Source organism: Glycomyces sp. NPDC047010 (assembly GCF_040644205.1).
Classification (GTDB): Bacteria; Actinomycetota; Actinomycetes; order Mycobacteriales; family Micromonosporaceae; genus Glycomyces.
On sequence record NZ_JBEYVY010000001.1, the window covers coordinates 1 to 24,215 of the forward strand.

The following is a 24,215-nucleotide window of genomic DNA, read 5'->3' on the forward strand; positions in this document are numbered from 1 at the left end:
CGGGCATCCGCCCGGGGCCGCGTCTCCGCATGTCCACGTTCAGGTGTCACGAGGCGGCGAGCGTCGCGTCCGTGGACGCCTCCTGGCCGTCCCGCGTGTACGTGATGGCGACCTTCGTGCCCGAGGCCGTGCCCTGCACCGCCGCGACCACCTCGGAGGCGCTGGTGATCGGGTTGCCGTCGACGGCGGTGATGATGTCGCCCTCCTTCAGGCCCGCGGACTCGGCGGGCGAGCCGCCCTCCACGGACAGGACCATCGCGCCGTTGCCGTCGGTGTCGGCCACCGAGACCCCGAGGTAGCCCTGCTCGACCGAGCCGCCCTCGATGAGCTGCTCGACCACGCTCTGCACGGTGTTCGAGGGGATCGCGAAGCCGAGGCCGATCGAGCCGGAGTCGGTGGTCGCGATCGCGGTGTTGATGCCGATGAGCTCGCCGTTGCCGTTGACGAGCGCGCCGCCGGAGTTCCCGGAGTTGATGGCCGCGTCGGTCTGGATCAGGCCGGTGAGCGTCGAGCTCGACTGCTGCTGGAAGCCCTGCTGCTCCTCGCCCGCGACGGTCATGGACCGGTCCAGGGCCGAGACGATGCCGGTGGTGACGGTCCCTTCGAGGCCCAGCGGCGAGCCGAGGGCCACGGCGGCGTCGCCGACCTGGATCGAGTCGGAGTCGCCGAACGTGATCGGCGTGAGGTTGTCGACGCCGGACACCTGGATGACCGCGAGGTCCTGGGTGGTGTCGGTGGCGATGATCTGCGCGTCGGCGGTCGTGCCGTCCGAGAAGCGGACCTCCACGGTCTGCGCGCCGTCGACCACGTGGTTGTTGGTGACGATGTAGCCGTCCTCGGAGTAGACGACGCCCGAGCCCTCCGCGGAGTCGGTGACGATCGTGACGACCGACGGGCTGACCTTGTTGACGATGTCGGTGTAGGTGAGGCCGTCCCCGGCGTTCATCGACACGGACTCCACGACGGTGGTGCCCGTGCTGCCGTCGTTGAGGAACCAGCCCGCCACGCCGCCGGCGCCGCCGGCGATCAGGGCGAGGGCCAGCGCCCCGGCGACGAGCTTGCCGCGGCCGCGCCGCGGCGGTGCCACGGCGGCGCCGTGGCCCTGGTACATCGGCGGGACCTGCGAGGGCTGCCAGCCCGGCGCGGGGGCGGCCATGTGCGGCGCGCCGACCGGGGCCGGGGCGGGGGCGCCCGCAGGGAGGACGCGCGTCTGGTCGGTGGGCGGGCCCTGGGGGGCCTGCGGGGCGGGCGCCTGGTGGACCGGCGGGTGGGCCGGGGCCTCCGGGTAGGAGGGGGCCGGGGCGGGCGGGAGGCTCGCCTCGGGGGCCGCGGGTGCGGCGGGGTGCTGGACGTGCTGGTCGGCGGCGGAGGAGTGGTCGGTGAAGCTCTCGGCGAGCGGCTGGTCCGCGGCGGCCGCGGCCTCAGGGTGGGGAGCCCCGGCGGGGCCCTGCGGCGATGCCCCTTCAGGGCCCTTGGGTTCGGTCCCCTCGGGGCCCTTGGTGCTCTCAGTGTTGCTCATGTAAGCAGCTTGCAGGGCCCAGCTCTCGGCCCGCTGCAAAAACGCCTTAAAACCCTTTAATGAACCGTGTCCCGTCCAGAGGCGGGCGCACTGGTCAGACGGGTCGGGCGGGCCCGGGCAAGCGTTGCCCCCGCGGGGGCTACCTCAGAGGTTCCCAAGAATCGGCTCGGAGGGACCTAGTCGTCCTGCTCTGCGGGTTCGGCCGCGAGGCGCACCGTGAAGGCCGTGCCCTCGCCGGGCCGGGACGCGACCTGGACCGTGCCGCCGTGGGCCTTGACGATGGCCGCGACGATCGCCAGGCCCAGTCCCGAACCGGGGTGGACCACCGCGTCGGAGCGGAAGAACCGCTCGAAGACCCGGTCGGCGGTCTCCTGCTCCATGCCCGGCCCGTCGTCGGCGACGGTGAGGAGCACCGTCCCGTCCTCGGAGGCGAGCTCCACGCGCACGATCGTGCCCGCGGGCGTGTGCCGCAGCGCGTTCGACAGGAGGTTGTCGAGGACCTGCCGCATCCGGGCCCGGTCCGCGGCGACCACCGTCGCCGAACCCGGGACGCACGAGAAGCTCAGCTCGTGGTCCTCGGTCATGACCGCGTGTGCCGCGACCGCCTCGTGCGCGAGCGGCGCCAGGTCCACCGGCTCGGTCTCCACCGGCCGCTCCTGGCCGAGGCGCGCCAGGTGCAGGAGGTCGCCCACGAGCAGGCCCATGCGCTTGGCGGCCTCCTCGATCTGGCGGATGTAGTGCTGCCGGTCGGCCTCGGGCATCTGCGGGTTCGACCGCACCAGCTCCGCGTACCCGCGCACGCTCGTCAGCGGCGTGCGCAGCTCGTGCGAGGCGTCGGCGATGAACTCGCGCATCCGCTCCTCGGAGTCGTGCGCGCGCTGCTCGGAGTACTCGCGGGCCCGAAGGGCCCCTTCGACTTTCGTGAGCATCGAGTTGATGGCCCGGCCGACGCGGCCGACCTCGGTCGCCGGGTCGTGCTCGGGGACGCGCCGCGAGTAGTTCCCGGCGGCGATCATCGCCGCGGTGTTCTCGATCTGCCGCAGCGGCGACAGGCTCGCCCGCACCAGGCCCACGCCGATCGCCGCGAGCCCCGCGAGGACGCCCGCGCCGATGAGCAGGTCCACCCAGACCAGGCCCGCGACGGTCTTGTCGAAGTGCGCGAGCTTGTACGACAGCACGTAGTACGCGTCGCCTTCGAGGTTGTGCGCCTCCGGGTCGTACTCCGGGTCGCTCGTGCCGACCATCGAGCCGGTCATCCCCAGGACCCGCCACCGGGTCGTGCCGTCCGCCGACAGGGCCGTGAACGCCTCGCCGTCGGCGGCCACCAGGTCGTCGTAGTCGAACACCGGGTAGTCCGGACGGTCCTTGGGCCGGTCGAACCGGTTGCCCTCGCCGTACAGGATCGAGAAGACGTACTGCTCGGGGCGCAGCGCGGGCGCGTCCTCGGAGTCGTCCATGTTCTCGGGGTCGAACGTGTCCGGGCTGAACCCGAGGAGCTGCGTCTCCAGCTCCTCGTCCACCGTGCCCAGGAAGTACGAGTGCAGCGCCAGGATCGTGGACACGCTGATGAGGATGAGCGACCCGGCCACGAGGACGAGCACGGCCGCGGTGAGCCGGACCCTCAGCGGGGTGCGGTCCCACTTGTCGCGGGCGCCTTCAAGGACGCGCGGTGCGCTCAACGATGCTGCTCCCGCAGGACGTAGCCGATGCCCCGGAGGGTCTGGATGAGCTTCGGCTCCCCCGTGTCGATCTTGCGCCGCAGGTACGACACGTACGACTCCACGATCCCGTCGTCACCGCGGAAGTCGTAGCGCCACACGTGGTCGAGGATCTGCGCCTTCGACAGCACCCGCCCGGCGTTGATCATGAAGTACCGCAGCAGCTTGAACTCGGTGGGCGACAGCTGCACGGCCTTGCCCGCCCGCCACACCTCGTGCGTCTCCTCGTCGAGTTCGAGGTCCGCGTACTGGAGGCGCGAGGGCCGCGGCAGCTCCCCGGAGGAGCGGCGCAGCACCGCGCGGATGCGCGCCACGACCTCTTCGAGCGCGAACGGCTTGGTGATGTAGTCGTCCCCGCCGACCGACAGGCCCGTGACGGTGTCGGCCGTGTCGTCGCGGGCGGTGAGGAAGAGCACCGGCGTGTGGTCCGAGCCCGAGCGCATCCGGCGGACCACCTCGAAACCGTCGAAGTCCGGCAGGTTCACGTCGAGGACCACCAGGTCGGGGCGGTGGCGGGCCACCGAGCGGAGCGCCTCGTCGCCCGAGCCCACGGCGTGGACGGCGAAACCGGCGTACCGCAGCGACGTCGCGAGCAGCTCGCAGATGTTCTCGTCGTCCTCCACGACCAGGAGGGTCGCTTCGGTCTCGGCGCTCGGCTGGCTGGTCGAAAGCGGCATGTGCCTCATCTTCGCGGTCGGGGCGGGCCGGTCGGCACGACGGGCCGGTGCTCCGCTGGTCACAGGTGGTCCTGAAGCATACGCCGGGCGCCGTGGCGTGCCAAGCAGTCGCGGCCCGCCCCCGCGGAGGTGACCGTCCGCACTGATGCGGATCACGTTCGTGTGACCTTTTTCCGAAGAGTGCGTGGCTTTGCGGTCGTCCGGCGCGCGCGAGCTGTTTTCGGTCGGAGCCGTCGGATAGACTTCGTATTCCAGCCGAGTACGGCAGGTGTGCTCGGGCAAGGATCCCAACAGGGGCGAGGATCGCAATATGACGCTGTCTATCGAGACCGCCACCACCGACACCGGTGTCGTCACCGTCGAGCTCTCCGGCGAAGTCGACTACGCCACGGCGCCCCAGATCCGGGAGACGATCACCAACGCTCTCGAAGCGGGCGGCGCCACCGCCATCCGGGTCGACGTCGCCAAGGTGACGGTCCTCGACTCCACCGGCATCGGCACCATCGTCGTGGCGTACCGCATCGCCCGCGAGATGGGCGTCGCGCTGGCCGTCGTCAACCCCAACCGCTTCATCACGCGGCTGTTCACCGTCGTCGGCGCCGAGGAGCTCCTGGAGGAGCCGACCGAGACGTTCTCCGGCAAGGAGCGCAGCGCGGCGGGCTAGCGCGCGCCACCCCGCACGCAGCGTGCCGAGAGGCTCCCGCAGGACGCACCGCGCCGGTGTGTCGAAACAGACTTCCACCCGTATCCACCTGCTGCGCAGCACAAATGCGACGGTCCCAGTGACCGGACCCGCAACGGCGTCACCGGTACTACAGTTCCTCCCCCTCCCGGTTACCCTTGAGTCCGGGGACTGCCGTCCCCGTCCACGCAGCGTCAAAGAAGAGGCGATTCAGTCGTGTCGAGTGCGACTCCGGGCAATCCGCTGACCGATTTCGGTGCCAATGAGTGGCTGGTCAACGAGATGTACGAGCGATACCGCGAAAACCCCGACAGTGTGAGCGCCGGGTGGCGCGAGTTCTTCGGGGGCGATCCGACGACCGCGCACCTCAACGGCGGGAAGCCGGCCGCGCAGGCCGCTCCCGAGCAGGCCCCGCAGGCCCCCGCCCCGGTGAAGACCGAGCCGGCCGTGCAGGCCGCGCCGGTGGTCCCGGCGGAGCCCGTGAAGCCCGCGCCCGCTGCCGTGGCACCCGAAGCTTCGACCGAGAAGGCGACCCCAGCAGTGAACGATTTCGGTACCAAGCCGCTCAAAGGCGTCGCGGCCAAGGTAGCCCAGAACATGGACGCGTCCCTGGAGATCCCGACGGCCACGTCCGTCCGCGCGGTCCCCGCGAAGCTCCTGTTCGACAACCGGATCGTCATCAACAACCACCTCAAGCGCGGCCAGGGCGGGAAGGTCTCCTTCACGCACCTCATCGGCTACGCGCTGGTGCAGGCGGTCAAGGCCCACCCGGGCATGAACGCCTCCTACAAGGTGGTCGACGGCAAGCCGCAGCTCGTCACCCCCGAGCACGTGAACCTGGGCCTGGCGATCGACCTCGCCAAGCCGGACGGCTCGCGCACCCTCGTGGTGCCGTCCATCAAGAACACCGAGACCATGGACTTCCGCGAGTTCTGGCAGGCTTATGAGGACCTGGTCCGCAAGGCCCGCAACGGGAAGCTCACGATGGAGGACCACGCCGGGGCGACGCTCACGCTGACGAACCCGGGCGGCATCGGCACCGTCCACTCCGTCCCGCGCCTGATGAAGGGCCAGGGCCTCATCGTCGGCGTCGGCGCCATGGAGGTGCCCGCGGAGTTCGCCGGGGCCTCCGACGAGACCCTCTCCGACCTGGGCGTCTCCCGGATCATGACGGTCACCTCGACGTACGACCACCGGATCATCCAGGGCGCCGAGTCCGGCCAGTTCCTGGCGACCCTCCACAAGCTCCTGCTCGGCGACGGCTTCTTCGACGAGGTCTTCCGCTCGCTGCTCATCCCGTACGAGCCGGTCCGCTGGGTCCGCGACGTGTCGAAGACCCACGAGGGCCAGATCGACAAGAACGCGCGCGTCATCGAGCTCATCCACGCGTACCGGGTCCGCGGCCACCTCATGGCCGACACGAACCCGCTGCACTACGAGATCCGCCGCCACCCCGACCTCGACATCCTGTCGCACGGCCTCACCCTGTGGGACCTCGACCGGACGTTCCCCGTCGGCGGCTTCGCGGGCCAGCAGCGCATGAAGCTGCGCGACATCCTCGGCGTCCTGCGCGACTCCTACTGCCGCCGCATCGGCGTGGAGTACATGCACATCCAGGACCCCGAGGAGCGCGCCTGGCTCCAGCGGCGCATCGAGGTGCCCTTCGAAAAGCCGAAGGTCGAGGAGCAGAAGCACATCCTGGGCCGCCTCAACGCCGCCGAGGCGTTCGAGACGTTCCTCCAGACGAAGTTCGTGGGCCAGAAGCGGTTCAGCCTCGAAGGCGGCGAGTCGCTCATCCCGCTGCTCGACCGCATCCTCAACGAGGCCGCGGGCGCCGAGCTCGACGAGGTCGTCATCGGGATGCCCCACCGCGGGCGCCTGAACGTCCTCGCGAACATCGTCGGCAAGAAGCTCTCCAAGATCTTCACCGAGTTCGAGGGGCACATCGACCCCAAGAGCATCGGCGGCTCCGGCGACGTCAAGTACCACCTGGGCCTCAAGGGGCGGTTCACGTCCCCGAACGGCCGCGACGGCATCACGGTCTCCGTGGCCGCCAACCCGTCCCACCTCGAAGCGGTGAACCCGGTCCTCGAAGGCGTCGTGCGCGCCAAGCAGGACCGCCTCAACCTCGGCGAGGAGGGCTTCACGGTCCTGCCCGTCGCCATCCACGGCGACGCGGCGTTCGCGGGCCAGGGCGTGGTCGCCGAGACCCTGAACCTGTCGCAGCTGCGCGGCTACCGCACCGGCGGCACCGTGCACGCCGTCGTCAACAACCAGGTCGGCTTCACCACCGCGCCCGCGCACTCGCGCTCGTCGCTGTACTGCACCGACGTGGCCCGCATGATCCAGGCGCCGATCTTCCACGTCAACGGCGACGACCCCGAGGCCGTCACCGAGGTCGCCAAGCTCGCGTTCGCCTACCGGCAGCAGTTCCGCAAGGACGTCGTCATCGACATGGTCTGCTACCGCCGCCGCGGCCACAACGAGGGCGACGACCCGAAGATGACCAACCCGGAGATGTACCAGGTCATCGACGCGAAGCAGTCGGTCCGCAAGCTGTACACCCGCGCGCTCATCGGCCGCGGCGACATCACCATGGAGGACGCCGAGGAGTCCCTGGCGGACTACCAGGCGCAGCTGGAGCGGATCTTCCGCGAGACCAAGGAGGCCCTGGCCGGGCAGACCGGCCCGCTGCCGTGGCGCCACCAGCCCGAGCCGGTCGCCGACATCGACACCTCCGTCGACGCCGAGACGATCGCGATGATCGGCAAGGCCCACACCACGCTCCCCGAGGGCTTCGCCCCGCACAAGGCCGTCCGCCGGGTGCTGGAGAAGCGCAGCGAGATGTCCACCTCCGGGAACGTCGACTGGGCCTTCGCCGAGACCCTCGCGTTCGGCTCGCTCCTCATGCAGGGCAAGGCCGTCCGCCTCGCCGGGCAGGACTCGCGCCGCGGCACCTTCGTGCAGCGCCACTCCGTGGTCATCGACCAGGAGACCGGCGGCGAGTACACGCCGCTGTCGAACCTGGGCGAGCACACCGCCAAGTACTTCGTGTACGACTCGCTGCTCAGCGAGTACGCCGCGCTCGGCTTCGAGTACGGCTACTCGGTCGAGAACCCCGAGATGCTGGTCCTGTGGGAGGCCCAGTTCGGCGACTTCGTCGACGGCGCCCAGACCGTCATCGACGAGTTCATCTCCTCGGGCGAGGCCAAGTGGGGCCAGCACTCCAGCGTGTCGCTGCTGCTGCCGCACGGCCACGAGGGCGCCGGCCCGGACCACACCTCCGGGCGCATCGAGCGCTTCCTCCAGATGTGCGCCGACGAGAACATGCGCGTGGTCAACTCCACGAGCCCGGCGAACTACTTCCACCTGCTGCGCCGCCAGGGCCTCGACCCGGTCAAGAAGCCCCTCGTGGTCTTCACGCCGAAGTCGCTGCTGCGCCACAAGGCCGCCGTCAGCCAGCTGGAGGAGTTCACCACCGGCCGCTTCCAGCCCGTCCTCGGTGACCAGGCGCTCGCCTCCGGCGAGATCCGCCCCGAGAACGTCAAGCGCGTCCTCCTGTGCTCCGGCAAGGTCTACTACGACCTGGCCGCCGCCCGGGCCGCCCGCGGCGTCACCGACACCGCGATCCTCCGCGTCGAGCAGCTGTACCCGCTGCCCGCCGAGGAGCTCAAGGCCGCGCTCGGCGCGTTCCCGAACGCCGTCGAGACCGCCTGGGTCCAGGAGGAGCCCGCGAACCAGGGCGCGTGGTCGTTCATCGCGCTCAACCTGCTGGAGCAGCTCGGCGGGGTCCACCTGCGCCGCATCTCCCGCCCGGCCGCGGCCGCGCCGTCCACCGGCTCGCCGAAGGTCCACGAGGTCGAGCAGCAGGCGCTCATCGACGTGGCGGTCCCGCAGCCGCAGTAAGCGACGAGAACCGAAGGGGGAGGCCGGAAACGGCCTCCCCCTTCGGCGTTCCCGGGCCCGGATCAGGGGCCCCAGGAATAACAGGTTGCGCATTGGTAGCGGTTTCTATATATGCGCACTCTTGACTCCTGTGATGAGAGCGATAACAATGGCAGGACGGCGCACCCTTCGCACAGCCGTCCCAACAAAGCTCACATTGGAGTGATGCATAGATGCCGAACCATCCCTCGCCTCCTGGAGCGCTCTCCAGGAGGACGCTCCTCACCGGGACGGCCGCCGCCGCGGGCCTCGGTCTCACCGGGTGCGGGTCCCTCGCGGTGTCGCTGAGCGACAAGACCGTCGTCAAGCAGTGGAACCTCCTCGCCGGCGCCGACGGCGCCATCATGACCGACCTCCACACCCGCTTCGAGGACGAGTACCCCGACGTCGACCTCCAGGCCACCACCCTCGGCTGGGGCACCCCGTTCTACACCCGGATCGTCATGGGCGCCTCCGGCGGCAACGGCGCCGACGTCGCCACCGCCCACGTCTCCCGCATCAAGAGCCTCTCCCCCGCCACCCTCCTCGACCCCTACGAGCTCAAGGAGATCGAGGACGCCGGGCTCGACCCCGACGCGTTCCCCGCCGAGCTGTGGGACAAGTGCTTCGTCGACGGCGCCCTCTACGCGGTCCCGCTCGACACCCACGCCCTCGTCAACTACTACAACCGCACCGTCTGCGAGCAGATCGGCGTCCTCAACCCCGACCGGACCCTCCTGGAGACCCAGGGCCGCGAGGACTACTTCGACATCCTCCGCGAGGCAAAGGCGGTCACCGGCGAGTACGGCACCTCGCTCGACACCTTCGGCGGCTGGCGGCAGTTCTGGGCCTGGTACCGCCAGGCCGACGGCGAGATGTCCTTCGGCGACGGCGACTACGAGATGGACGACGACAAGGCGCTCCAGGCCATCGAGACCATGTACCTCATGGCCGAAGAGGGCCTCTGCCCCACCTTCGCCGACGGCGCCCAGTGCGCCGCCAACTTCGAGAACGGCGCCGCCGGGTTCGTCCAGGTCGGCAACTGGGAGATCACCCGCTTCCGGGCCTTCAACGAGGCCCAGGGCCTCGACTTCTCCATGACCGAGATGCCCGACTTCTTCGGCAACCGCCGCACCCAGGGCGACTCCCACTCCTTCATCCTCCCCCACCACAACCAGTGGGACCCCGAGGTCCGCAAGGCCACCATCGAGTACGTGGCCTTCATGCTCCAGAACTCCTTCGACTGGGGGGCCGGGGCCGGCCACACCCCCGCCTACCTGCCCGTCACCGAGAGCCCCGAGTACCAGGCCCTGGAGCCGAACGCGGAGTACTCCGGCGTCGTCGACAACGTCCAGCTCGACCCGGACGTGTGGTTCGCGGGCTCCGGCGCCCGCCTCTTCGACGAGTCCGGCTCCGTGTTCCAGCAGGTCTACAGCCTGGCACTGAACCCCGAGGACGCGCTGGCGCTGCTCAAGGAGCGGATCCAGGACCTCGTCTCGCTCCCGAACCCGGTCGACTGAAACGATCCAAGGATCTCCCCATGACTGCGCAAACCGAGACGCCCGCCGAGGCGCCGACCGCGGAGACGCGGCCCCCGAGCACCCCGAACGCCAAGCGGCGCAACTGGACCGGACTTTGGTTCGTCCTCCCGTTCTTCGCCGCCTACGCGCTCTTCCTGATCTGGCCGACCGTCCTCGGCCTGTACTACTCCTTCACCGACAAGTCGATCACCGGCCGCACCCCGAGCTGGGTGGGCCTGGACAACTGGGCCGAGGCGTTCGCCGACGAGCGCGCCTGGAACGCCCTGTGGAACACCGCGGTGTTCACGCTGTACTCGACGCCGCCGCTGGTCATCCTGGCGATCGTCTTCGCGCTCCTGGCGAACCGGGCGCGCCGCGCGGGCTGGTTCCTGCGGCTGGCGTTCTTCGCGCCGTTCGTCGTCCCCGTCTCGGTCGTCACGACCATCTGGACGTGGATCTACCAGCCCGACGGCGGCCTGCTCAACCACTACCTGGAGCTGTTCGGGATCCAGAGCCCGGACACCCCCACGATCTGGCTCCAGGACGAGCACCGCGCCATGTGGGCCGTGGTCATCACGACCGTGTGGTGGACGCTCGGCTTCAACTTCCTGCTGTACCTCGCGGCGCTCCAGACGATCCCGCAGGACGTCTACGAGGCGTCCGCGATCGACGGCGCCGGCTGGTTCCGGCAGCTGCGCAGCATCACGCTGCCGCTGCTCAGCCGCACCACGGGCCTGGTCATCACGCTCCAGCTCATCGCGTCCCTGCGCATCTTCGACCAGATGTACCTCATGACCGGAGGCGGCCCGAACCGGGCCACCGAGGTCGCCATCCACTACATCTACATCGCGGGCTTCGAGGGCTACCGGATCGGCTACGCGTCCGCGCTGTCGTACGTCCTGTTCGTGCTCATCCTGCTCGTCTCGATCGTCCAGTTCCGGCTGTTCTCACGGAAGGGGGCCTGACATGACCGCAGTGCTCGACAAGCCCGCCGAAGCGCCCGCGCAGGAGCCCCCGCGGCGCCGCAGGTTCAAACGCCCGTCCGTCGGGGCGGTCATCGTGTACGTCGCGGTGGTGCTGCTCGCGGTCCTGTGGCTGCTGCCGCTGCTGTGGGCCCTGTCCACCTCGCTGAAGACCGAGACCGAGGCGAGCCTCGGCCAGGACGTCCACTGGATCCCGCGCGACTGGTCGCTGGAGGGCTACCGGACCCTGTTCCAGCAGGGCGACCACCTGGTGTGGATGGTGAACTCCACCGTCGTGTCCACGATCGTCACGGTCCTGACGCTGGTCCTGTGCGTCTTCGCGGCGTACGGGTTCTCGCGGTTCGACTTCCCGGGGAAGAACGTGATCTTCGGGATCATCATCGCGGGCCTCATGGTCCCCGGCCAGGCGCTCATCATCCCGCTGTTCGACATCGTGGGCTTCCTGAACCTGTCGAACACCTACTGGGGCCTGGCGCTCCCGCAGGTGGTCGCGCCGGTCATGGTGTTCATCCTGAAGCGGTTCTTCGACGCGGTCCCCCGCGACTACGAGGAGGCCGCGAAGATCGACGGCGCCGGGCACCTGCGGGTGCTGTGGAGCGTCATCCTGCCGCTGTCAGGGCCGATCCTCGCAGCGGTCGGGATCTTCACGTTCATCGGCTCGTGGAACAACTTCCTGTGGCCGCTGATCGTGGCCACGGACCCGTCGATGATGACCCTCCCGGTCGGCCTCGGCGTGGTCACGGGCGGGTACGGCCTGCTGTACGCGCAGAACATGGCCTCCGCGGTCGTGGGCGCGCTGCCGCTGCTCGTGGTGTTCATGATCTTCCAGAAGCAGATCGTGAACGGCGTGGCGGGCGTGGGCCTGAAGTAAGCGCGTCGAACGCACGAGGACGGGGCCCGGATCTCTCGATCCGGGCCCCGTTCGTGTTCGTCTCTCAGAGCGGTCCCCGCGTGCTCCAGCGGTCGCCGCTCACTCCGGCACTGCCGTCAGATCCGGTCCCTTCATAGAACCCCCTCCTTGACGAGGCACGACGCCGGGCTGTAGCCGACGGTGTCGCCCGACTGGACCCTGATCCACTCGGTCTCCCAGCGCAGGCCCGCGCAGCCGATGGTCCTGCCGCCCTGGGTGGGCTCGCACGCGCCGTTGACCTCGGTCTTGTTGTGCAGTCGGAGCAGGCGCCGCGCGCCCATGTCGGTCTCGGTGAACACCGAGACGCCGAACGTGGCCTTCACCGTGTACTTGCACGACAGGTCCTGCTCGTGGGTCCAGCCCTCGGAGAGGATGGCGTGCTGCGCCGCGATCGGGCGCGCCTCGGTGCCGGTGACCCCGGCGGCCTCGGAGGCCGAGCTCTCGCCGTTCCTCGCCAGTGCGATGGCGACGACCATGATCGCCGCCGCGATCGCCACCCTGACCAGGATCTTCCTGGTCACGGTCCACGTGCTTCCGGCGGCGGACTTGATGCCGCCCTTGACCCGACCCATTACCGACATGGCCGCTGCTCCCTGCTTTCGGAGTGACCTCCATTACAGGGTGGGGGCAGGCGGGGCCGGCCGCGGGAGAACCCCGCAGAAACCGGCCCCACTGTCGTACTTACGACGCTGTCGCGTGCGGCGTCAGGCGTTGGTGACGACGACCTTCCCGAACGCGTCGCCCGAGGCCAGGCGGCGCAGGGCCTGCTCGGCGTCGGGGAGGGCGTGCACGGAGTCGATCACGGGCTTGAGGCCGCTCTCGGCGCAGAACAGGAGCAGCTCCCGCAGCTCGGTGAGGGTGCCCATGGTCGAGCCGACGATCTCCAGCTGCTTGAAGAAGACGTGCCGCATGTCGACCTCGGCGATCGGCCCGCCGGTGACGCCGCAGTTGACGAGGCGCCCGCCGGGCTTGAGGGACTTGATCGAGTGCTCCATGACGGGCGCGCCGACCGAGTCGACGACCACGTCGACGCGCTCGGGCAGGCGGCCCCCGGCCTCGACGGGCACGGCCCCGAGCTCGGCGGCCCGCTCGCGCCGCTCGGGGGTGCGGCCGGTGGCGTACACGCGGGCGCCGAGGGCCCCGGCGAGGACGATCGCGGCGGTGGCGACGCCGCCGCCGGTGCCCTGCACGAGGACGGCGCCGCCGGCGCCGAGGCGGCCGCGGGAGGTGAGCATCCGCCAGGCCGTGAGGTACGCGGTCGGCAGGCACGCGGCCTCGGCGGCGGTCCAGCCCTTCGGCACGGGCACGAGGTTGCGGGCGGGCACCGAGACGTACTCGGCGAGCGTCCCGGGGTGGAGCTCGGAGAGGAGGGTCCGCTTGGGGTCGAGGGTCTCGTCGTCGAGCGAGGGGTCGGCGATGACGGGGTAGACGACGACCTCGTCGCCCTCGGCGGTGCGCCCCACGGCGTCGGTGCCGAGGACCATCGGGGTCTGCTCGGCGCGCAGGCCGACCCCGGCGAGCGACCAGAGGTCGTGGTGGTTGATCGAGGCCGCGACGAGCTCCACGCGGGTCCAGTCCTCCGGCACCGCCGGGGGATCGATCTCACCCACCGAGAGCGCGTCGAACGGGTCCTCGGGATTCACGTTGCGGGCGTAAGCGGCGAGCATCGGGACTGACCTCCGTCTCGTTGTTTTCACTGTCCACCATGGTGTTCTGTGAGCAGCGCTGTCGCGTACCCAACTCTAGGGGCCGGGCCAAATGGGGCGGCCGGAGAGGTAGGGTCGGCGGTGGAATCACAACCCACTGAAGGAAGCTGGAGGGGCGCATGTTCAAGCCTCTGTTCAAGCGGCTGCTGCCGCAGATCTCGGCTTCCGCTCACTGCGACCTGCCGTGCGGGGTCTACGACCCCGCCCAGGCCCGCATCGAAGCGGAGTCGGTCAAGGCCATCTGCGAGAAGTACCAGGCCAACGAGGACCCTGAGTTCCGCACCCGCGCCCTGATCATCAAGGAGCAGCGCTCGAACCTGGTCAAGGAGCACCTGTGGGTGCTGTGGACCGACTACTTCAAGCCGCCGCACTTCGAGAAGTACCCGCAGCTCCACACCCTCGTGAACGAGGCGACGAAGCTCGCGGGCGCCTCGGGCGCCAAGGGCTCCGCCGACCCGAAGGTCGCCGAGGAGCTGCTCGCGAAGATCGACCAGATCGCCGAGATCTTCTGGGAGACCAAGAAGGCGTAAGCGCCTTCGCGAATCGTGTGGAGCGCCCTGTCCCGAGCCACGGGAGGGGCGCTTCTCCGTTCGGGCCGTCCCCGCGGGTGGGAATTCGCCCGGGGTGTTCCGCACCCGGGCCGCGGTCCGATTATCCTTTGCAGCGAGAGGGGTCCACGGCCTTGGGCTCCTTGGTCACAGGAAGCGGTTATGCCGGTGAGCGATGAGCGCGACGACGTGCTGCTGCTCGACGTCCCCTCGACGGGCGACTACCTGTCGGTCCTGCCGACCGCGACCGCGGCGGTGGCGACCCGCCTCGGGTTCTCGCTCGACGAGATCGAGGACCTGCGCGCGGCGGTGAACGCCGCTGTGGCGCTCCTGATCCCGCCCGACCCCGGCCGCCCGCGGCCGTTCCGCCGCAAGGGCGGCGACGAGCCCCTCAAGTGCCGCCTGGAAGTGGGCGAGGAGGCCCTCCAGATCGTGCTGAGCCGCCCCAAGGGCGAGCCCCTCCCCGACGCCGGGTCCTACCAGTGGCAGGTCCTCAGGGCCCTCACCGACGAGGTCGAGGCCGAGGTCCACGACGCCACCACGACGATCCGCATCCGCCAGCGCCGCCCCGCCACGGAAGCGGACGCCGACACCGAGCGCCACCAGATCCACTGACCCCCGCCGCCTCCCGGCGGAATGTCGTACCCCTCGGGCACCATTCAAACCGGGGGCCCACCCCACCGCCTTCGGCGGGTCGTCAGCGTGTCCGCGGCCGGACAAGCTTGAAGGCCCGGCGGGCGGCCGGGCCTTCCAAGCTTCTGTTGTCGCAAATTCGAGGGATGGGTTACATCAAGGGATTGCGCAGTACTAGCCGACGACCTGGGTGGCGAGCGTGCGCAGGGCGCCGGAGCGGCGCTTCACCTCGCGGCGCTCGATCTCGCTCATGCCGCCCCACACGCCCGCGTCCTGACCGCTCTCGAGCGCCCACCGCAGGCACTCCTCGGTCACGGGGCAGCGCCGGCAGACGTTCTTGGCCTGCTCGATCTGTACCAGTGCCGGACCGGTGTCCCCGATCGGGAAGAACAGCTCGGGGTCCTCGTCGCGGCAGATGGCCTCGTGGCGCCAATCCATCAAAACATCTCCTTGCTAAGCATCAAGCATCTTGCTTTCACGGTGTTATGGGTTAGTTCTTGCGTTCGGGCGTCGCGGGCCGCTGGGGCCACGCGCCGGGCGTTCAGGTCGCGCTCCGCTCGCGCGCCGTACCGTGTTCCGCCCAGCGAATCGCTGCGGCGGTCGCACCACACGTACGGGCGCTATGGGGCACTCGGCACGGATCGCGGTTCCCCGCAAAGGGAATCGTTGTCACCGCAAGCTCGGAATGCCCTCGCGTCGCGCCAGCACCGTTGCTGAACGCTCTGGGCCGGGGGGCACACCCGCCTACGGCGTCGGCCGCCCAAATGGCGACTGCAAACTTACAGCTCCGCGAGCGGATCTGCGACAAGTCCGCACCGTGACCCGGGCCCTTGTGAATACTTTCACAAGGCTGTGCTTTGTCAAGGGTTCGACTCCGGAAATGAGTACGAAGTGAGTGAACTCACCGTGCTACCTCGAAGAAGACTCCGGGAACTCGTTCCGCAATGCCGCGGGGACCCCTACCGCGGGCCCTCGTGCGACACCCGCCACACGATCCCTCCGCGCGAGCCGAAGCCGTTGTCCGGCTTGCAGGCTTCGTAAAGGAGGGGGTCGGTGACAGCCAGTCGAACCGGTTTGACACACTGGTACTCAAGGTTGGCAGACACACCTTCAAAAGAAGTCCGCCAGGGCAGAAGTACCCGCAACGCCCGGTCTATACGCACCGAAAAGACGATATTCGGTTGTAAGTCTCGCGCCGTCCCGGTAGGGATGGCGAAATCAACCTTGCCTGCTCACGGGCGACTTGTCAACACCCACCTAGAGGTTTTCCCAAGTTGTTAGCAGGCCACCCGCAGCGCCTTCGGCACCGAGCTGAGTTCGAGTTCGGTGCGCTCTCCGAGATAGTCCCCGTCGAGCTGGAACGCCTGCGGGAGCGACGCGCGCAACCGGATCCTGGAGAGATCGTGATGCGTCACCGCGTGCTTCCCGTCGGGTCCGTCCCGTCCCACCAGCAGTGAAGCGGCGGTCCGAGCGGCGTCCGACAAACCCAGTTTACGCAGAATCAGGACATCAAGTCCAGCATTAAAGGACGCCCGCGCGTTGAGATTCACCGGGAGCGCGCCGAGGTACGTCCACGGTGCGCAGTTCTGCACCACGACCATCCCGGTCGATTCGATCTCCTCGCCCGTGGACAGCCCCACTTCGATCGAATCCCCTTCCACGCCATGCTCGTTCAGTTCCGCCATGACGGCGCGGGCGTAGTGCGCGCCGAGATTGCGCTTCTTGCGGTACGACTCCACCTTCTTGATGATCGACGCGTCCCAGCCGAGTCCGGCGCAGAACGTGAACAGCCGGTCGACCCCTTCCCCCTGCGCGCGACCGAGACTGACGGTGCGGGTGCGCGGCGAGTCCACCAGCGCGGACACGATCGCCATCGACGCGCGGCGCCGGTCCCACGGCAGGCCGAGGGCCCGCGCGAACACGTTCGTGGACCCGGCCGGGATCGGCGCGAACACCGGCGCCTCCTCGGCGGGCCGCCCGTCGGCGACCAGGCCGTTCACGACCTCGTTGACCGTGCCGTCCCCGCCGAGGCTCAGGACCACGTCGTACCCGGCGTCGGCGCCCCGGCGCGCGAGCTCCTCGCCGTGGCCGCGGTCGCCGGTCTTCTGCACGGTCAGGTCCAGCACCGAGTCGAGCTTCTTCACGACCCAGCGCGTACGGCGGCGCGAGCCGGTGGAGGCCTTCGGGTTCACGATGAGCAGGCCGCGCTGTGGCGCTGCTTTCAGGTCGCGCATAGGCGCAGCGTAGCCCGGGATACGGTTGGCGTGTGAACGAAACCGACGCCGACATGGGCGCGGTCACCGAAAGCCACGGTGACAGCGCACGTCCGTGGACCCTGACCGCAGCCGCCGGCGTGTTCTGGCTCCTCGCAACGGGACTCGTCGCGGCCGGGGCCTGGGGCCTGATCGAGATCCTGACCGGCCACGTCGACACCGTGAGCGGGGCCGTCGGGATCGCGCTGATGGCGTGGCTCGCGGCCCTGTACTACTGGTTCATCGGGCGCCGACTCCTCCAGTGCCGCGACATCGTCGCGCAGGCGGTGTTCCAGGCGCTCCTGTGGCTGCCGGTCGGGTACTACCTGCGCGAGGCCGCGCACCCGGTGGTCGGGGTCGCGGCGTGGGCGCTCGCGGCGGTGATGCTGGCGCTGGTCCTGTGCGGCCCGAGCCGCCGGGCCGTGGGGTTCGGGGAGCACCGGCCCTTCAGCGAGGGCGAATAGGCGGGCTTGAACCCGCGACCTCCTGGACCACGACCAAGCGTTCTACCGGCTGAACTACGCCTCCGCGGCGCGCTTCGCGATGAGGTCGAGCAGTTCCGGTGCGGCGCCCAGAGGTTCACCCGTGTGGACGACGCCCGCGCCGCGCGCCGAGGCGAGCGCGGCGTCGCAGAGGACGCCGGGGGCGATGAAGTAGCAGACGGCCGCGATGCGCTGGGCGCCTTGGGCCTTCAATGCCGCGACGGTGTCGGCCGGGCGGGGGCCGGGGCCCGAGGCGAAGCCGGGGCCGGCGGGGACGCCGAGGAGGCGGCCCGCTTCCTCCGCGACCGCGACGACGTGCGCGCGGCCCTCGTCGACGCGGGTGCCCGCGGCGCACACCACGAGCCCGTCGATGCCATAGGGCAGGTCGCGGACCAGCGCGTGCGCGAGGGACGGGTCCCCCACCGGGCGCGCGACGGCGACCGCGAGGCCCGGGCGGGACTCCTCGGCGCGCTTGGCGACCTCGGGGAGGTCGGTGCGGGAGTGGTAGGCGTCGGTGAGCAGCAGCGGGAGCGCCACCGCCGTGGTCTCGCCGGTGTCGGCGATCGTGTGCAGGACCTCCACCGGGTGCGGCTCGTTGAACTCCAGGAAGCCGACGTCCGCTCCGGCCGCCCGCGCGATGGCGCGGACGGCCTCCGGGGAGCGCGGGTCGGGGCTGCCGTGGGCGACCAGGACGATCGGACGCGGCGGCCCCGAGGGCGCCGGACCCGCCGCGGCCGGGGCCGTGGCGGGGACCGGTGCCCGGCGGTCAGACATGCAGTCCGCACTCGGTCTTGTCGAACGCGGCCCAGCGGCCCGCGCGCGGGTCCTCGCCGGGCGCGGTGCGGCGGGTGCACGGCCAGCAGCCGATGGAGCGGAAACCGTCCTTGAGCAGCGGGTTCACCGGGATGTTGTACCGCTCGATGTACGCCTCCTGGTCGGCCTCGGTCCACTTGGCGATCGGGGAGACCTTGACCTTGCGGCGCGAGAGGTCGAAGTCGACGACCTTCGTGCTCGCGCGGGTCGGGCCCTCGTCGCGGCGCAGGCCGGTGGCCCAGCCGTCGTAGTCGGCGAGGGCCGCGTTGAGCGGCAGGACCTTGCGGAGCGAGCAGCACTCGTCGGGGGCGCGGGAGAACAGGCGCGGCCCGAACTCGGCGTCCTGGGACAGGACGCTCTGGTCGGGCTGGATGGAGCGGACGTTGACGTCCATGGTCGAGGCGACGAAGTCGCGGACCGCCAGGGTCTCCGGGAAGTGCAGGCCGGTGTCGAGGAAGACCACGTCGATGCCGGGGGCGACCTGGCTGGCGAGGTGGACCACGGCGGCGTCGGCCATCGAGGAGGTCACGCAGAAGCGCTCGCCGAACTCGCCGACCGCCCACTCGATGATCCGGTGGGCCGTGGCGTCTTCGAGGCGCTCCCCCGCTGCGGTGGCGAGGTCACGGAGTTCGAATGGGTCTCTCTGGGTCCCGTTGCTGCTCATGCTGCTTCACTCCGATCGGGGTGTTCACTCCGGCTGGTCGCCGGTGGAGGGCGCCGCGATAATGGGCGCGGCCGCCATCCCGTGGTATTTGACGGCGAAGACGCGGGTGCAGTCCGCGCAGTGCCATCCGCCCTTGATGTCGACGTCGCTGTCGTCATCGGGCACGTAGGGTCGAAGGTCTTCCTCCCCGCAGTACGGGCAGTGGTAAGGGACGACGCGGCCGCTCACTGGAGGTCCGTCTCCTCCGCGCGGTGGACCCACTGCGCGAACGTCTCGCCCTCGGTGCGCCCGCCGAGGTAGCGGCGGGTGACGCGCTCGACGTAGTCGCCGAGGTCCTCCGAGGCGACCTTGAGCCCGCGGGACTTGCGGCCCAGGCTCGCCGCGGCCGCGTGGCCGCCGCCGAGGTGGACCTGGAAGCCCTCGACCTGCTGGCCGTCCTTGACGACGAGCTGGCCCTTGAGGCCGATGTCGGCGGTCTGGGTGCGCGCGCACGCGTTCGGGCAGCCGTTCACGTGGACCGACACGGGCGTGTCGAGCTCGGGGACGCGCTTCTCCAGTTCGGCGACGAGGTCGCGGGCGCGGTCCTTGGTGTCCACGATCGCGAGCTTGCAGAACTGGATCCCGGTGCAGGCCATGGTGGACCGGCGCCACGGCGACGGGTTCGCCTCCAGGCCGATCGCGCGCAGGTCCTCGACGGCGTCGTCGACCTTGTCGGCGGGGATGTCGAGGAGCAGGAGCTTCTGGAGCGGGGTGGCGCGCACGCGGTCGGAGCCGTACTTCTCGGCGATGTCGGCGAGCTGGCCGAGCATCGTGCCGGAGACGCGGCCGACGACCGGCGCGAGGCCGATGAAGTACTTGCCGTCGTTCTGCTGGTGGACCCCGATGTGGTCGAGGAGCTTCTCGGGGACCGGGGGCTGCTCCAGGTCGGGGAGCTTGCGGCCCAGGTACGCGTCCGATTCGAGGACCTCACGGAACTTCTCGGCGCCCCAGTCCTTGACGAGGAACTTCAGGCGGGCGCGGGTGCGCAGGCGCCGGTAGCCCCAGTCGCGGAAGATCTTGACGACGTTGACCCACACGTCCACGATGTCGTCCTGCGCGATCCAGGTGCCGAGGCGCTGGGCGAACATCGGGTTCGTGGAGAGGCCGCCGCCGACGTACAGGTCGAAGCCCGGCCCCAGTTCGGGGTGGTGGGCGCCGATGAGCGAGATGTCGTTGGTCTCGTACGGGCTGTCGGGCAGCCAGCCGATGGTCGACTTGAACTTGCGCGGCAGGTTCGAGAGGCTGCGGTCGCCGATGAAGCGGTCGTAGATCTCCTGGATCTGCGGCGTGGCGTCGATGACCTCGTCCACGGCGACGCCCGCGACCGGAGAGCCGAGGATGACGCGCGGGCAGTCGCCGCACGCCTCCTGCGTGTCGAGGCCGACCGCTTCGAGGCGGCGCCAGATCTCGGGGACGTCCTCGACGCGGATCCAGTGGTACTGGACGTTCTCGCGGTCGGTGACGTCGGCCGTGTCGCGGCCGAACTCCTTCGAGATGCCGGCGACCGTGCGCAGCTGCGCGAGGTTGAGCTGGCCGCCGTCCATGCGCACGCGCATCATGAAGTACTTGTCGTCCAGCTCCTCCTCTTCGAGGATGCCGGTCTTGCCGCCCGCGATGCCGGGCTTGCGCTGCGTGTACAGGCCCCACCAGCGGAAGCGTCCGCGCAGGTCGGCCGGGTCGATCGAGTCGAAGCCGCCGTGAGCGTAGATGTTCTCGATGCGCTGCCGCACGTTCAGCGGGTTGTCGTCCTTTTTGGACTGCTCGTTCTTGTTGAGCGGCTCCCGGTGGCCCATGGCCCATTGGCCCTGGCCTTTGGGGCGGGACGGTTTGCGCGTTGGCGTTGGCACGGTACTCCTCATCGCGGACACAGGTGTGGCGTGGTTCGTCGGCGGAAAAGCCGGAAGGAATTAAGCGCGCATCAGACAAGCGGCGCTGAACACACGGCAGAGGTCGACGTGGCGGCGTGCCACCAGTCGGAGCCCGTGTGCGCGAGACATGCCTAGAAGCATGACACAGGTTCCCGTCCACTGCACTCGACGTCCCGCTCCCTGGACAGCAGGTCACATGAGCGTGACACGCGTACGGCCGGGCCCCGTGGTCGCGGGGCCCGGCCGTACCGGTGTGCGGGACGCTTGTTACGCGTCCTGCATGTCGCGGTGCCGCGTCTCGGGCAGCGCGAGGATGCACAGCAGGTTCACGACGGCGATGCCGCCGAGGAGCCAGCCGACCCCCGAGGTGCCGGAGGTCGAGGCGATCTGGGCGACCACGAGCGGCGTGATGCCGCCGCCGAGCAGGCCGCCGATGTTGTACGCCAGGCCCGCGCCGGAGTAGCGGACGCCGGTCGGGAACAGCTCCGGCAGGAACGCGCCGATGGGCCCGTAAATGATGCCCATCGCCAGCAGCGCGCCCGAGAGCGCGACCGCGATGAGCACCAGGTTCTTCGTCTCCAGCAGCGGGAACAGCGCGAAGCTCCACACAATGCCGAAGACCGCGCCCGCGATGATGAGCTTCTTGCGCCCGTGCCGGTCCGAGAGGCGCGCCACGAGGAACGTGCTGATCCCGAGGACGACCACGGCGATGAGGGTGAGCCCGAGCATCGTGTTGCGCGGGATGCCGAGCACGGTGGTCGTGTACGTCAGGCAGTACGTGGCCGCCGTGTAGAACATGATGTAGACGACGAGGATCGACCCGGCGCCGAGCAGCAGCTCCTTCGGGTGGCGGGTGATGACGGTGAGCAGCGGGACCTTCGCGGCGCCGGTCTCGTCCATGTGCTTCGCGAACGCCGGGGTCTCGGCGACCTTGAGGCGGATGACCAGGCCGACGGCGACGAGCGCGAACGACAGCAGGAACGGCACGCGCCAGCCCCACGAGTCGAAGGCCGCCTCCGGGAGCCAGGCCGAGAGGGCCCAGAACACGCAGGTCGCGACGAAGTAGCCGACCGGCGAGCCCATCTGCGGGGCCGCCGCGTACAGGCCGCGCCGGTCCGCGGGCGCGTGTTCGGTGGAGAGCAGGGCCGCGCCGCCCCACTCGCCGCCGAGGCCGATGCCCTGGGCGACGCGCAGGACCACCAGGATGATCGGCGCCGCGACGCCGATCGTCCCGTAGGTCGGCAGGAGCCCGATGAGCGCGGTCGACAGGCCCATGAGCAGCAGCGACACGATCAGGGTGGCCTTGCGGCCGATCCGGTCGCCGAAGTGGCCGAACAGGATCGCGCCGAGGGGGCGGGCGACGAACCCGACGGCGAAGGTGCTCAGGGCGGCGAGCGTCCCCGCGAGCGGGGACAGGGTCGGGAAGAACAGCTCGTTGAGGACGAGCGCCGCGGCGGTGCCGTAGATGTAGTAGTCGTAGAACTCGATCGCGGTGCCGATGAAGCTGGCGGTCGCGATCCTCCTCATGTCCTGGGGCGGGGTGGTCGTGGTACTGCTCATGGTCGTCCTGTCGACGGGGGCGGGCGTGTCGCTCGCGGTCCGGACGGGGCGCCGCCCGTCCCGGCCGGGAGTAGGGCGAGCCTATGAGCGCGGTCGCTCGGAACGGTTTGTCGAGAAGGCAAAATCGCGGCGGACGGGCTTGTCCGCGGCGACAACGCGTCAGTCGGCCAGGCGCAGCTGGATCATCGCGAGGAGCCGCTGGTCGGGGTCGTCGAGGTCGATCCCGGAGACCTCCTTGATGCGCCGCAGGCGGTACCGGAGCGTGTTCGGGTGGACGTGGAGGGCGGCCGCGGCGGCGCCCACGTCCCCGAACGCGTCGAGGTGCGCACGCAGGGACTTCGCCAGCTCGGGGCTGAGCGCGTCGGCCGCGCCCCGCAGGCCCGGCACGGCCGCGAGCGCGTCGAGGGCCTCGCGCAGCAGCAGCTTCGAGCGGACCGCGCCGATCGGGACGACGGGCTCGCCGCTCCCGGCGACCGCCAGGAGCACCTGGTACGCCTGCTCCTTCGCGGCGGGGATCTCGGCGACCTTCGGGACCGGGTCGGCGAGCGCGGCCTGCGCAGGGGTGCCGAGGTTCTGCCGCAGGGCCGCGACGAGCCCGCCGAGCCAGTCCCCCACGCCGTCACCGTCGCCGGGGACCATGAGGTAGACGAGGCCGCAGGCGCGGGTGAGGTACACGTCGTGGCGGTAGGCGGCGGCGTAGACCGAGGCCACGTCGAGGGCCTGCGTCAGGTGCAGTTCCTTTGCGGCCGAGTCGGGTTCGGGGTCGTGGAGGTCCACGGCGGCGACGCTCATGGGGGTGTGGGCGTCGAGGCCGAGCTGGCGGGCGAGGAGCTCGGAGTCGACGCGGCCGGTGAGGAGGCCGTAGGCGAAGTCGGGCGGGACGGCCATGGTGGCGTTGCCGCCGGGGGCGGCCATGCGGAGCGCGGCGAGGCGGCTCGCGCCGCGCAGGACCTCGGCGGCGTCGGCGCTGAACGGGGTGCCGGTGTGCTGCACCCAGATCGAGCCGAGGGGGCGGCTGCCGGCCTGGACGCCGACGGCCAGCCGCTTGTTGGCGCCGATCGCGGGGTGGGCGGGGATCGCGATGACCTCGTCCGGGGGCCAGAGCCGCCGGAACACGCCCTGCTCGCGCAGGTGGTCGCGGTACGGGAGGGGGCAGCGGCGGCCCATGATGGTCTCGCGGCGGACCCAGTCGGCGTCGTCGCCGGTGTGGGAGTAGGCGACGACCTGGTGCGCGGCGTCCTCGATGGTGACGAGGCCGCCGACGAGGGTCGCGACGGTCTCGGCGAGCGCAGGCAGGCCGGTCACGGAGGCGTCGTCGCTCCAGGAGCCCTCGACGGCGGTGCGGGCGAGCATCTCGACCTGGTCCCAGCGGACGCCGTCGTCGATGTGGACGACCGGGAGCGGCGGTTCCGGGCCGGTGGCGGGACCCTTGACGACGAGCGCGGCGGCCCCGGCGCGGGCGGCGTCGGCGGCCATGGCGAGAGCCTGCTCGCCGCGGGCGCCGATCGCGAGGACGAGCTGGCCGGGCTCGGCGCGGTCGCCGGGTTCGAGGAGGGCCACGCCGGTGATGGCCGGGTTGGGGCCGGAGGAGGGGCGGACGGCGCGGACGACCGTGTCGCCGAAGGCGGCGAGCACGGCGTCGAGCAGGGTTGGTCCGGACATGCGTCCGATGTTATTGCAGGCCCCGGGGCCGCCGGAGGACCCCTCGGGTTCCGGC

Annotated in this window: 22 protein-coding genes; 8 read left to right on the plus strand and 14 right to left on the minus strand. The window is 70.4% G+C overall.

Going from position 1 to position 24,215, the window contains the following annotated elements; translation table 11 throughout:
• Positions 1–46: 46 nt before the first annotated feature.
• From AB0A65_RS00005 to AB0A65_RS00015, 3 genes are all read right to left on the minus strand, one after another.
• Positions 47–1,519, minus strand: a complete 1,473-nt coding sequence (locus AB0A65_RS00005) for a trypsin-like peptidase domain-containing protein (RefSeq protein WP_359943694.1) — start codon at positions 1,517–1,519, stop codon at positions 47–49.
• 176 nt (positions 1,520–1,695) lie between these two features.
• Entirely contained in the window at positions 1,696–3,198 is a 1,503-nt protein-coding gene (locus tag AB0A65_RS00010; protein WP_359943697.1) for a HAMP domain-containing sensor histidine kinase, read from the minus strand.
• The gene (locus AB0A65_RS00015) at positions 3,195–3,914 is read right to left on the minus strand and encodes a response regulator transcription factor (protein WP_091053582.1); all 720 of its coding nucleotides are present in this window, start codon (positions 3,912–3,914) and stop codon (positions 3,195–3,197) included. Before AB0A65_RS00015 ends, AB0A65_RS00010 begins: the two co-directional genes overlap by 4 nt.
• A gap of 310 nt (positions 3,915–4,224) precedes the next feature.
• Between AB0A65_RS00015 and AB0A65_RS00020 the strand changes: the two genes are divergently transcribed.
• The 5 genes from AB0A65_RS00020 to AB0A65_RS00040 all read left to right on the plus strand — a co-directional run bounded on the left by AB0A65_RS00020 (position 4,225) and on the right by AB0A65_RS00040 (position 11,894).
• Positions 4,225–4,578, plus strand: a complete 354-nt coding sequence (locus AB0A65_RS00020; RefSeq protein WP_106361949.1) for an STAS domain-containing protein — start codon at positions 4,225–4,227, stop codon at positions 4,576–4,578.
• 234 nt (positions 4,579–4,812) lie between these two features.
• Positions 4,813–8,502, plus strand: a complete 3,690-nt coding sequence (locus AB0A65_RS00025; RefSeq protein WP_359943702.1) for a multifunctional oxoglutarate decarboxylase/oxoglutarate dehydrogenase thiamine pyrophosphate-binding subunit/dihydrolipoyllysine-residue succinyltransferase subunit — start codon at positions 4,813–4,815, stop codon at positions 8,500–8,502.
• Between the two features lie 212 nt (positions 8,503–8,714).
• Positions 8,715–10,040 (plus strand): extracellular solute-binding protein, encoded by a 1,326-nt coding sequence (locus AB0A65_RS00030; protein WP_359943705.1) that lies wholly within the window; start codon positions 8,715–8,717, stop codon positions 10,038–10,040.
• 20 nt (positions 10,041–10,060) lie between these two features.
• Positions 10,061–11,005 (plus strand): sugar ABC transporter permease, encoded by a 945-nt coding sequence (locus tag AB0A65_RS00035; protein ID WP_359943708.1) that lies wholly within the window; start codon positions 10,061–10,063, stop codon positions 11,003–11,005.
• Position 11,006: 1 nt separating this feature from the next.
• Complete coding sequence (locus AB0A65_RS00040) at positions 11,007–11,894, plus strand: carbohydrate ABC transporter permease (protein WP_359943711.1); 888 nt, start codon at positions 11,007–11,009, stop codon at positions 11,892–11,894.
• A 131-nt stretch (positions 11,895–12,025) separates the two neighbouring features.
• Here the strand turns inward: AB0A65_RS00040 and AB0A65_RS00045 are convergent, their stop codons facing one another.
• Both AB0A65_RS00045 and AB0A65_RS00050 read right to left on the minus strand, forming a co-directional pair.
• A complete protein-coding gene (locus AB0A65_RS00045; protein ID WP_359943714.1) occupies positions 12,026–12,514 on the minus strand; it encodes a hypothetical protein in 489 nt (162 codons plus the stop codon).
• Between the two features lie 123 nt (positions 12,515–12,637).
• Entirely contained in the window at positions 12,638–13,600 is a 963-nt protein-coding gene (locus tag AB0A65_RS00050) for a zinc-binding dehydrogenase (RefSeq protein WP_359943717.1), read from the minus strand.
• A gap of 158 nt (positions 13,601–13,758) precedes the next feature.
• Here AB0A65_RS00050 and sodN point away from each other — a divergent pair, with 158 nt between their 5' ends.
• On the plus strand, positions 13,759–14,169 hold the full coding sequence (gene sodN / locus AB0A65_RS00055) for a superoxide dismutase, Ni (protein WP_359943720.1): 411 nt from the start codon (positions 13,759–13,761) through the stop codon (positions 14,167–14,169).
• Positions 14,170–14,349: 180 nt separating this feature from the next.
• Positions 14,350–14,802, plus strand: a complete 453-nt coding sequence (locus AB0A65_RS00060; protein ID WP_359943723.1) for an anti-sigma regulatory factor — start codon at positions 14,350–14,352, stop codon at positions 14,800–14,802.
• 192 nt (positions 14,803–14,994) lie between these two features.
• On the opposite strand, the gene AB0A65_RS00065 is transcribed toward AB0A65_RS00060, so the two are convergent.
• Positions 14,995–15,258, minus strand: a complete 264-nt coding sequence (locus AB0A65_RS00065; RefSeq protein ID WP_112134386.1) for a WhiB family transcriptional regulator — start codon at positions 15,256–15,258, stop codon at positions 14,995–14,997.
• Positions 15,259–16,097: 839 nt separating this feature from the next.
• Positions 16,098–17,054, minus strand: a complete 957-nt coding sequence (locus tag AB0A65_RS00070) for a diacylglycerol kinase family protein (RefSeq protein ID WP_359943726.1) — start codon at positions 17,052–17,054, stop codon at positions 16,098–16,100.
• A 32-nt stretch (positions 17,055–17,086) separates the two neighbouring features.
• Here AB0A65_RS00070 and AB0A65_RS00075 point away from each other — a divergent pair, with 32 nt between their 5' ends.
• Positions 17,087–17,536 (plus strand): hypothetical protein, encoded by a 450-nt coding sequence (locus AB0A65_RS00075; protein ID WP_359943729.1) that lies wholly within the window; start codon positions 17,087–17,089, stop codon positions 17,534–17,536.
• 54 nt (positions 17,537–17,590) lie between these two features.
• Here the strand turns inward: AB0A65_RS00075 and AB0A65_RS00080 are convergent, their stop codons facing one another.
• The 7 genes from AB0A65_RS00080 to AB0A65_RS00110 form a co-directional block, all read right to left on the minus strand.
• Positions 17,591–18,328, minus strand: coding sequence for a CbiX/SirB N-terminal domain-containing protein (locus tag AB0A65_RS00080; protein ID WP_359943732.1), 738 nt, complete (start codon positions 18,326–18,328; stop codon positions 17,591–17,593).
• Positions 18,321–19,031, minus strand: a complete 711-nt coding sequence (locus AB0A65_RS00085; protein WP_359943735.1) for a phosphoadenylyl-sulfate reductase — start codon at positions 19,029–19,031, stop codon at positions 18,321–18,323. The genes AB0A65_RS00080 and AB0A65_RS00085 overlap by 8 nt, the downstream gene beginning before the upstream one ends.
• Before the next feature lie 24 nt (positions 19,032–19,055).
• Positions 19,056–19,196, minus strand: coding sequence for a hypothetical protein (locus tag AB0A65_RS00090; RefSeq protein WP_359943738.1), 141 nt, complete (start codon positions 19,194–19,196; stop codon positions 19,056–19,058).
• Between the two features lie 59 nt (positions 19,197–19,255).
• The gene (locus AB0A65_RS00095; protein WP_359943741.1) at positions 19,256–20,929 is read right to left on the minus strand and encodes a nitrite/sulfite reductase; all 1,674 of its coding nucleotides are present in this window, start codon (positions 20,927–20,929) and stop codon (positions 19,256–19,258) included.
• 48 nt (positions 20,930–20,977) lie between these two features.
• Positions 20,978–21,079: a putative leader peptide gene (locus AB0A65_RS00100; RefSeq protein WP_359943744.1), complete on the minus strand. Its 102-nt coding sequence runs from the start codon at positions 21,077–21,079 to the stop codon at positions 20,978–20,980.
• Positions 21,080–21,205: 126 nt separating this feature from the next.
• On the minus strand, positions 21,206–22,498 hold the full coding sequence (locus tag AB0A65_RS00105; protein WP_359943747.1) for an MFS transporter: 1,293 nt from the start codon (positions 22,496–22,498) through the stop codon (positions 21,206–21,208).
• 159 nt (positions 22,499–22,657) lie between these two features.
• Positions 22,658–24,160, minus strand: coding sequence for a helix-turn-helix domain-containing protein (locus AB0A65_RS00110; protein WP_359943750.1), 1,503 nt, complete (start codon positions 24,158–24,160; stop codon positions 22,658–22,660).
• Between the last annotated feature and the right edge of the window lie 55 nt (positions 24,161–24,215).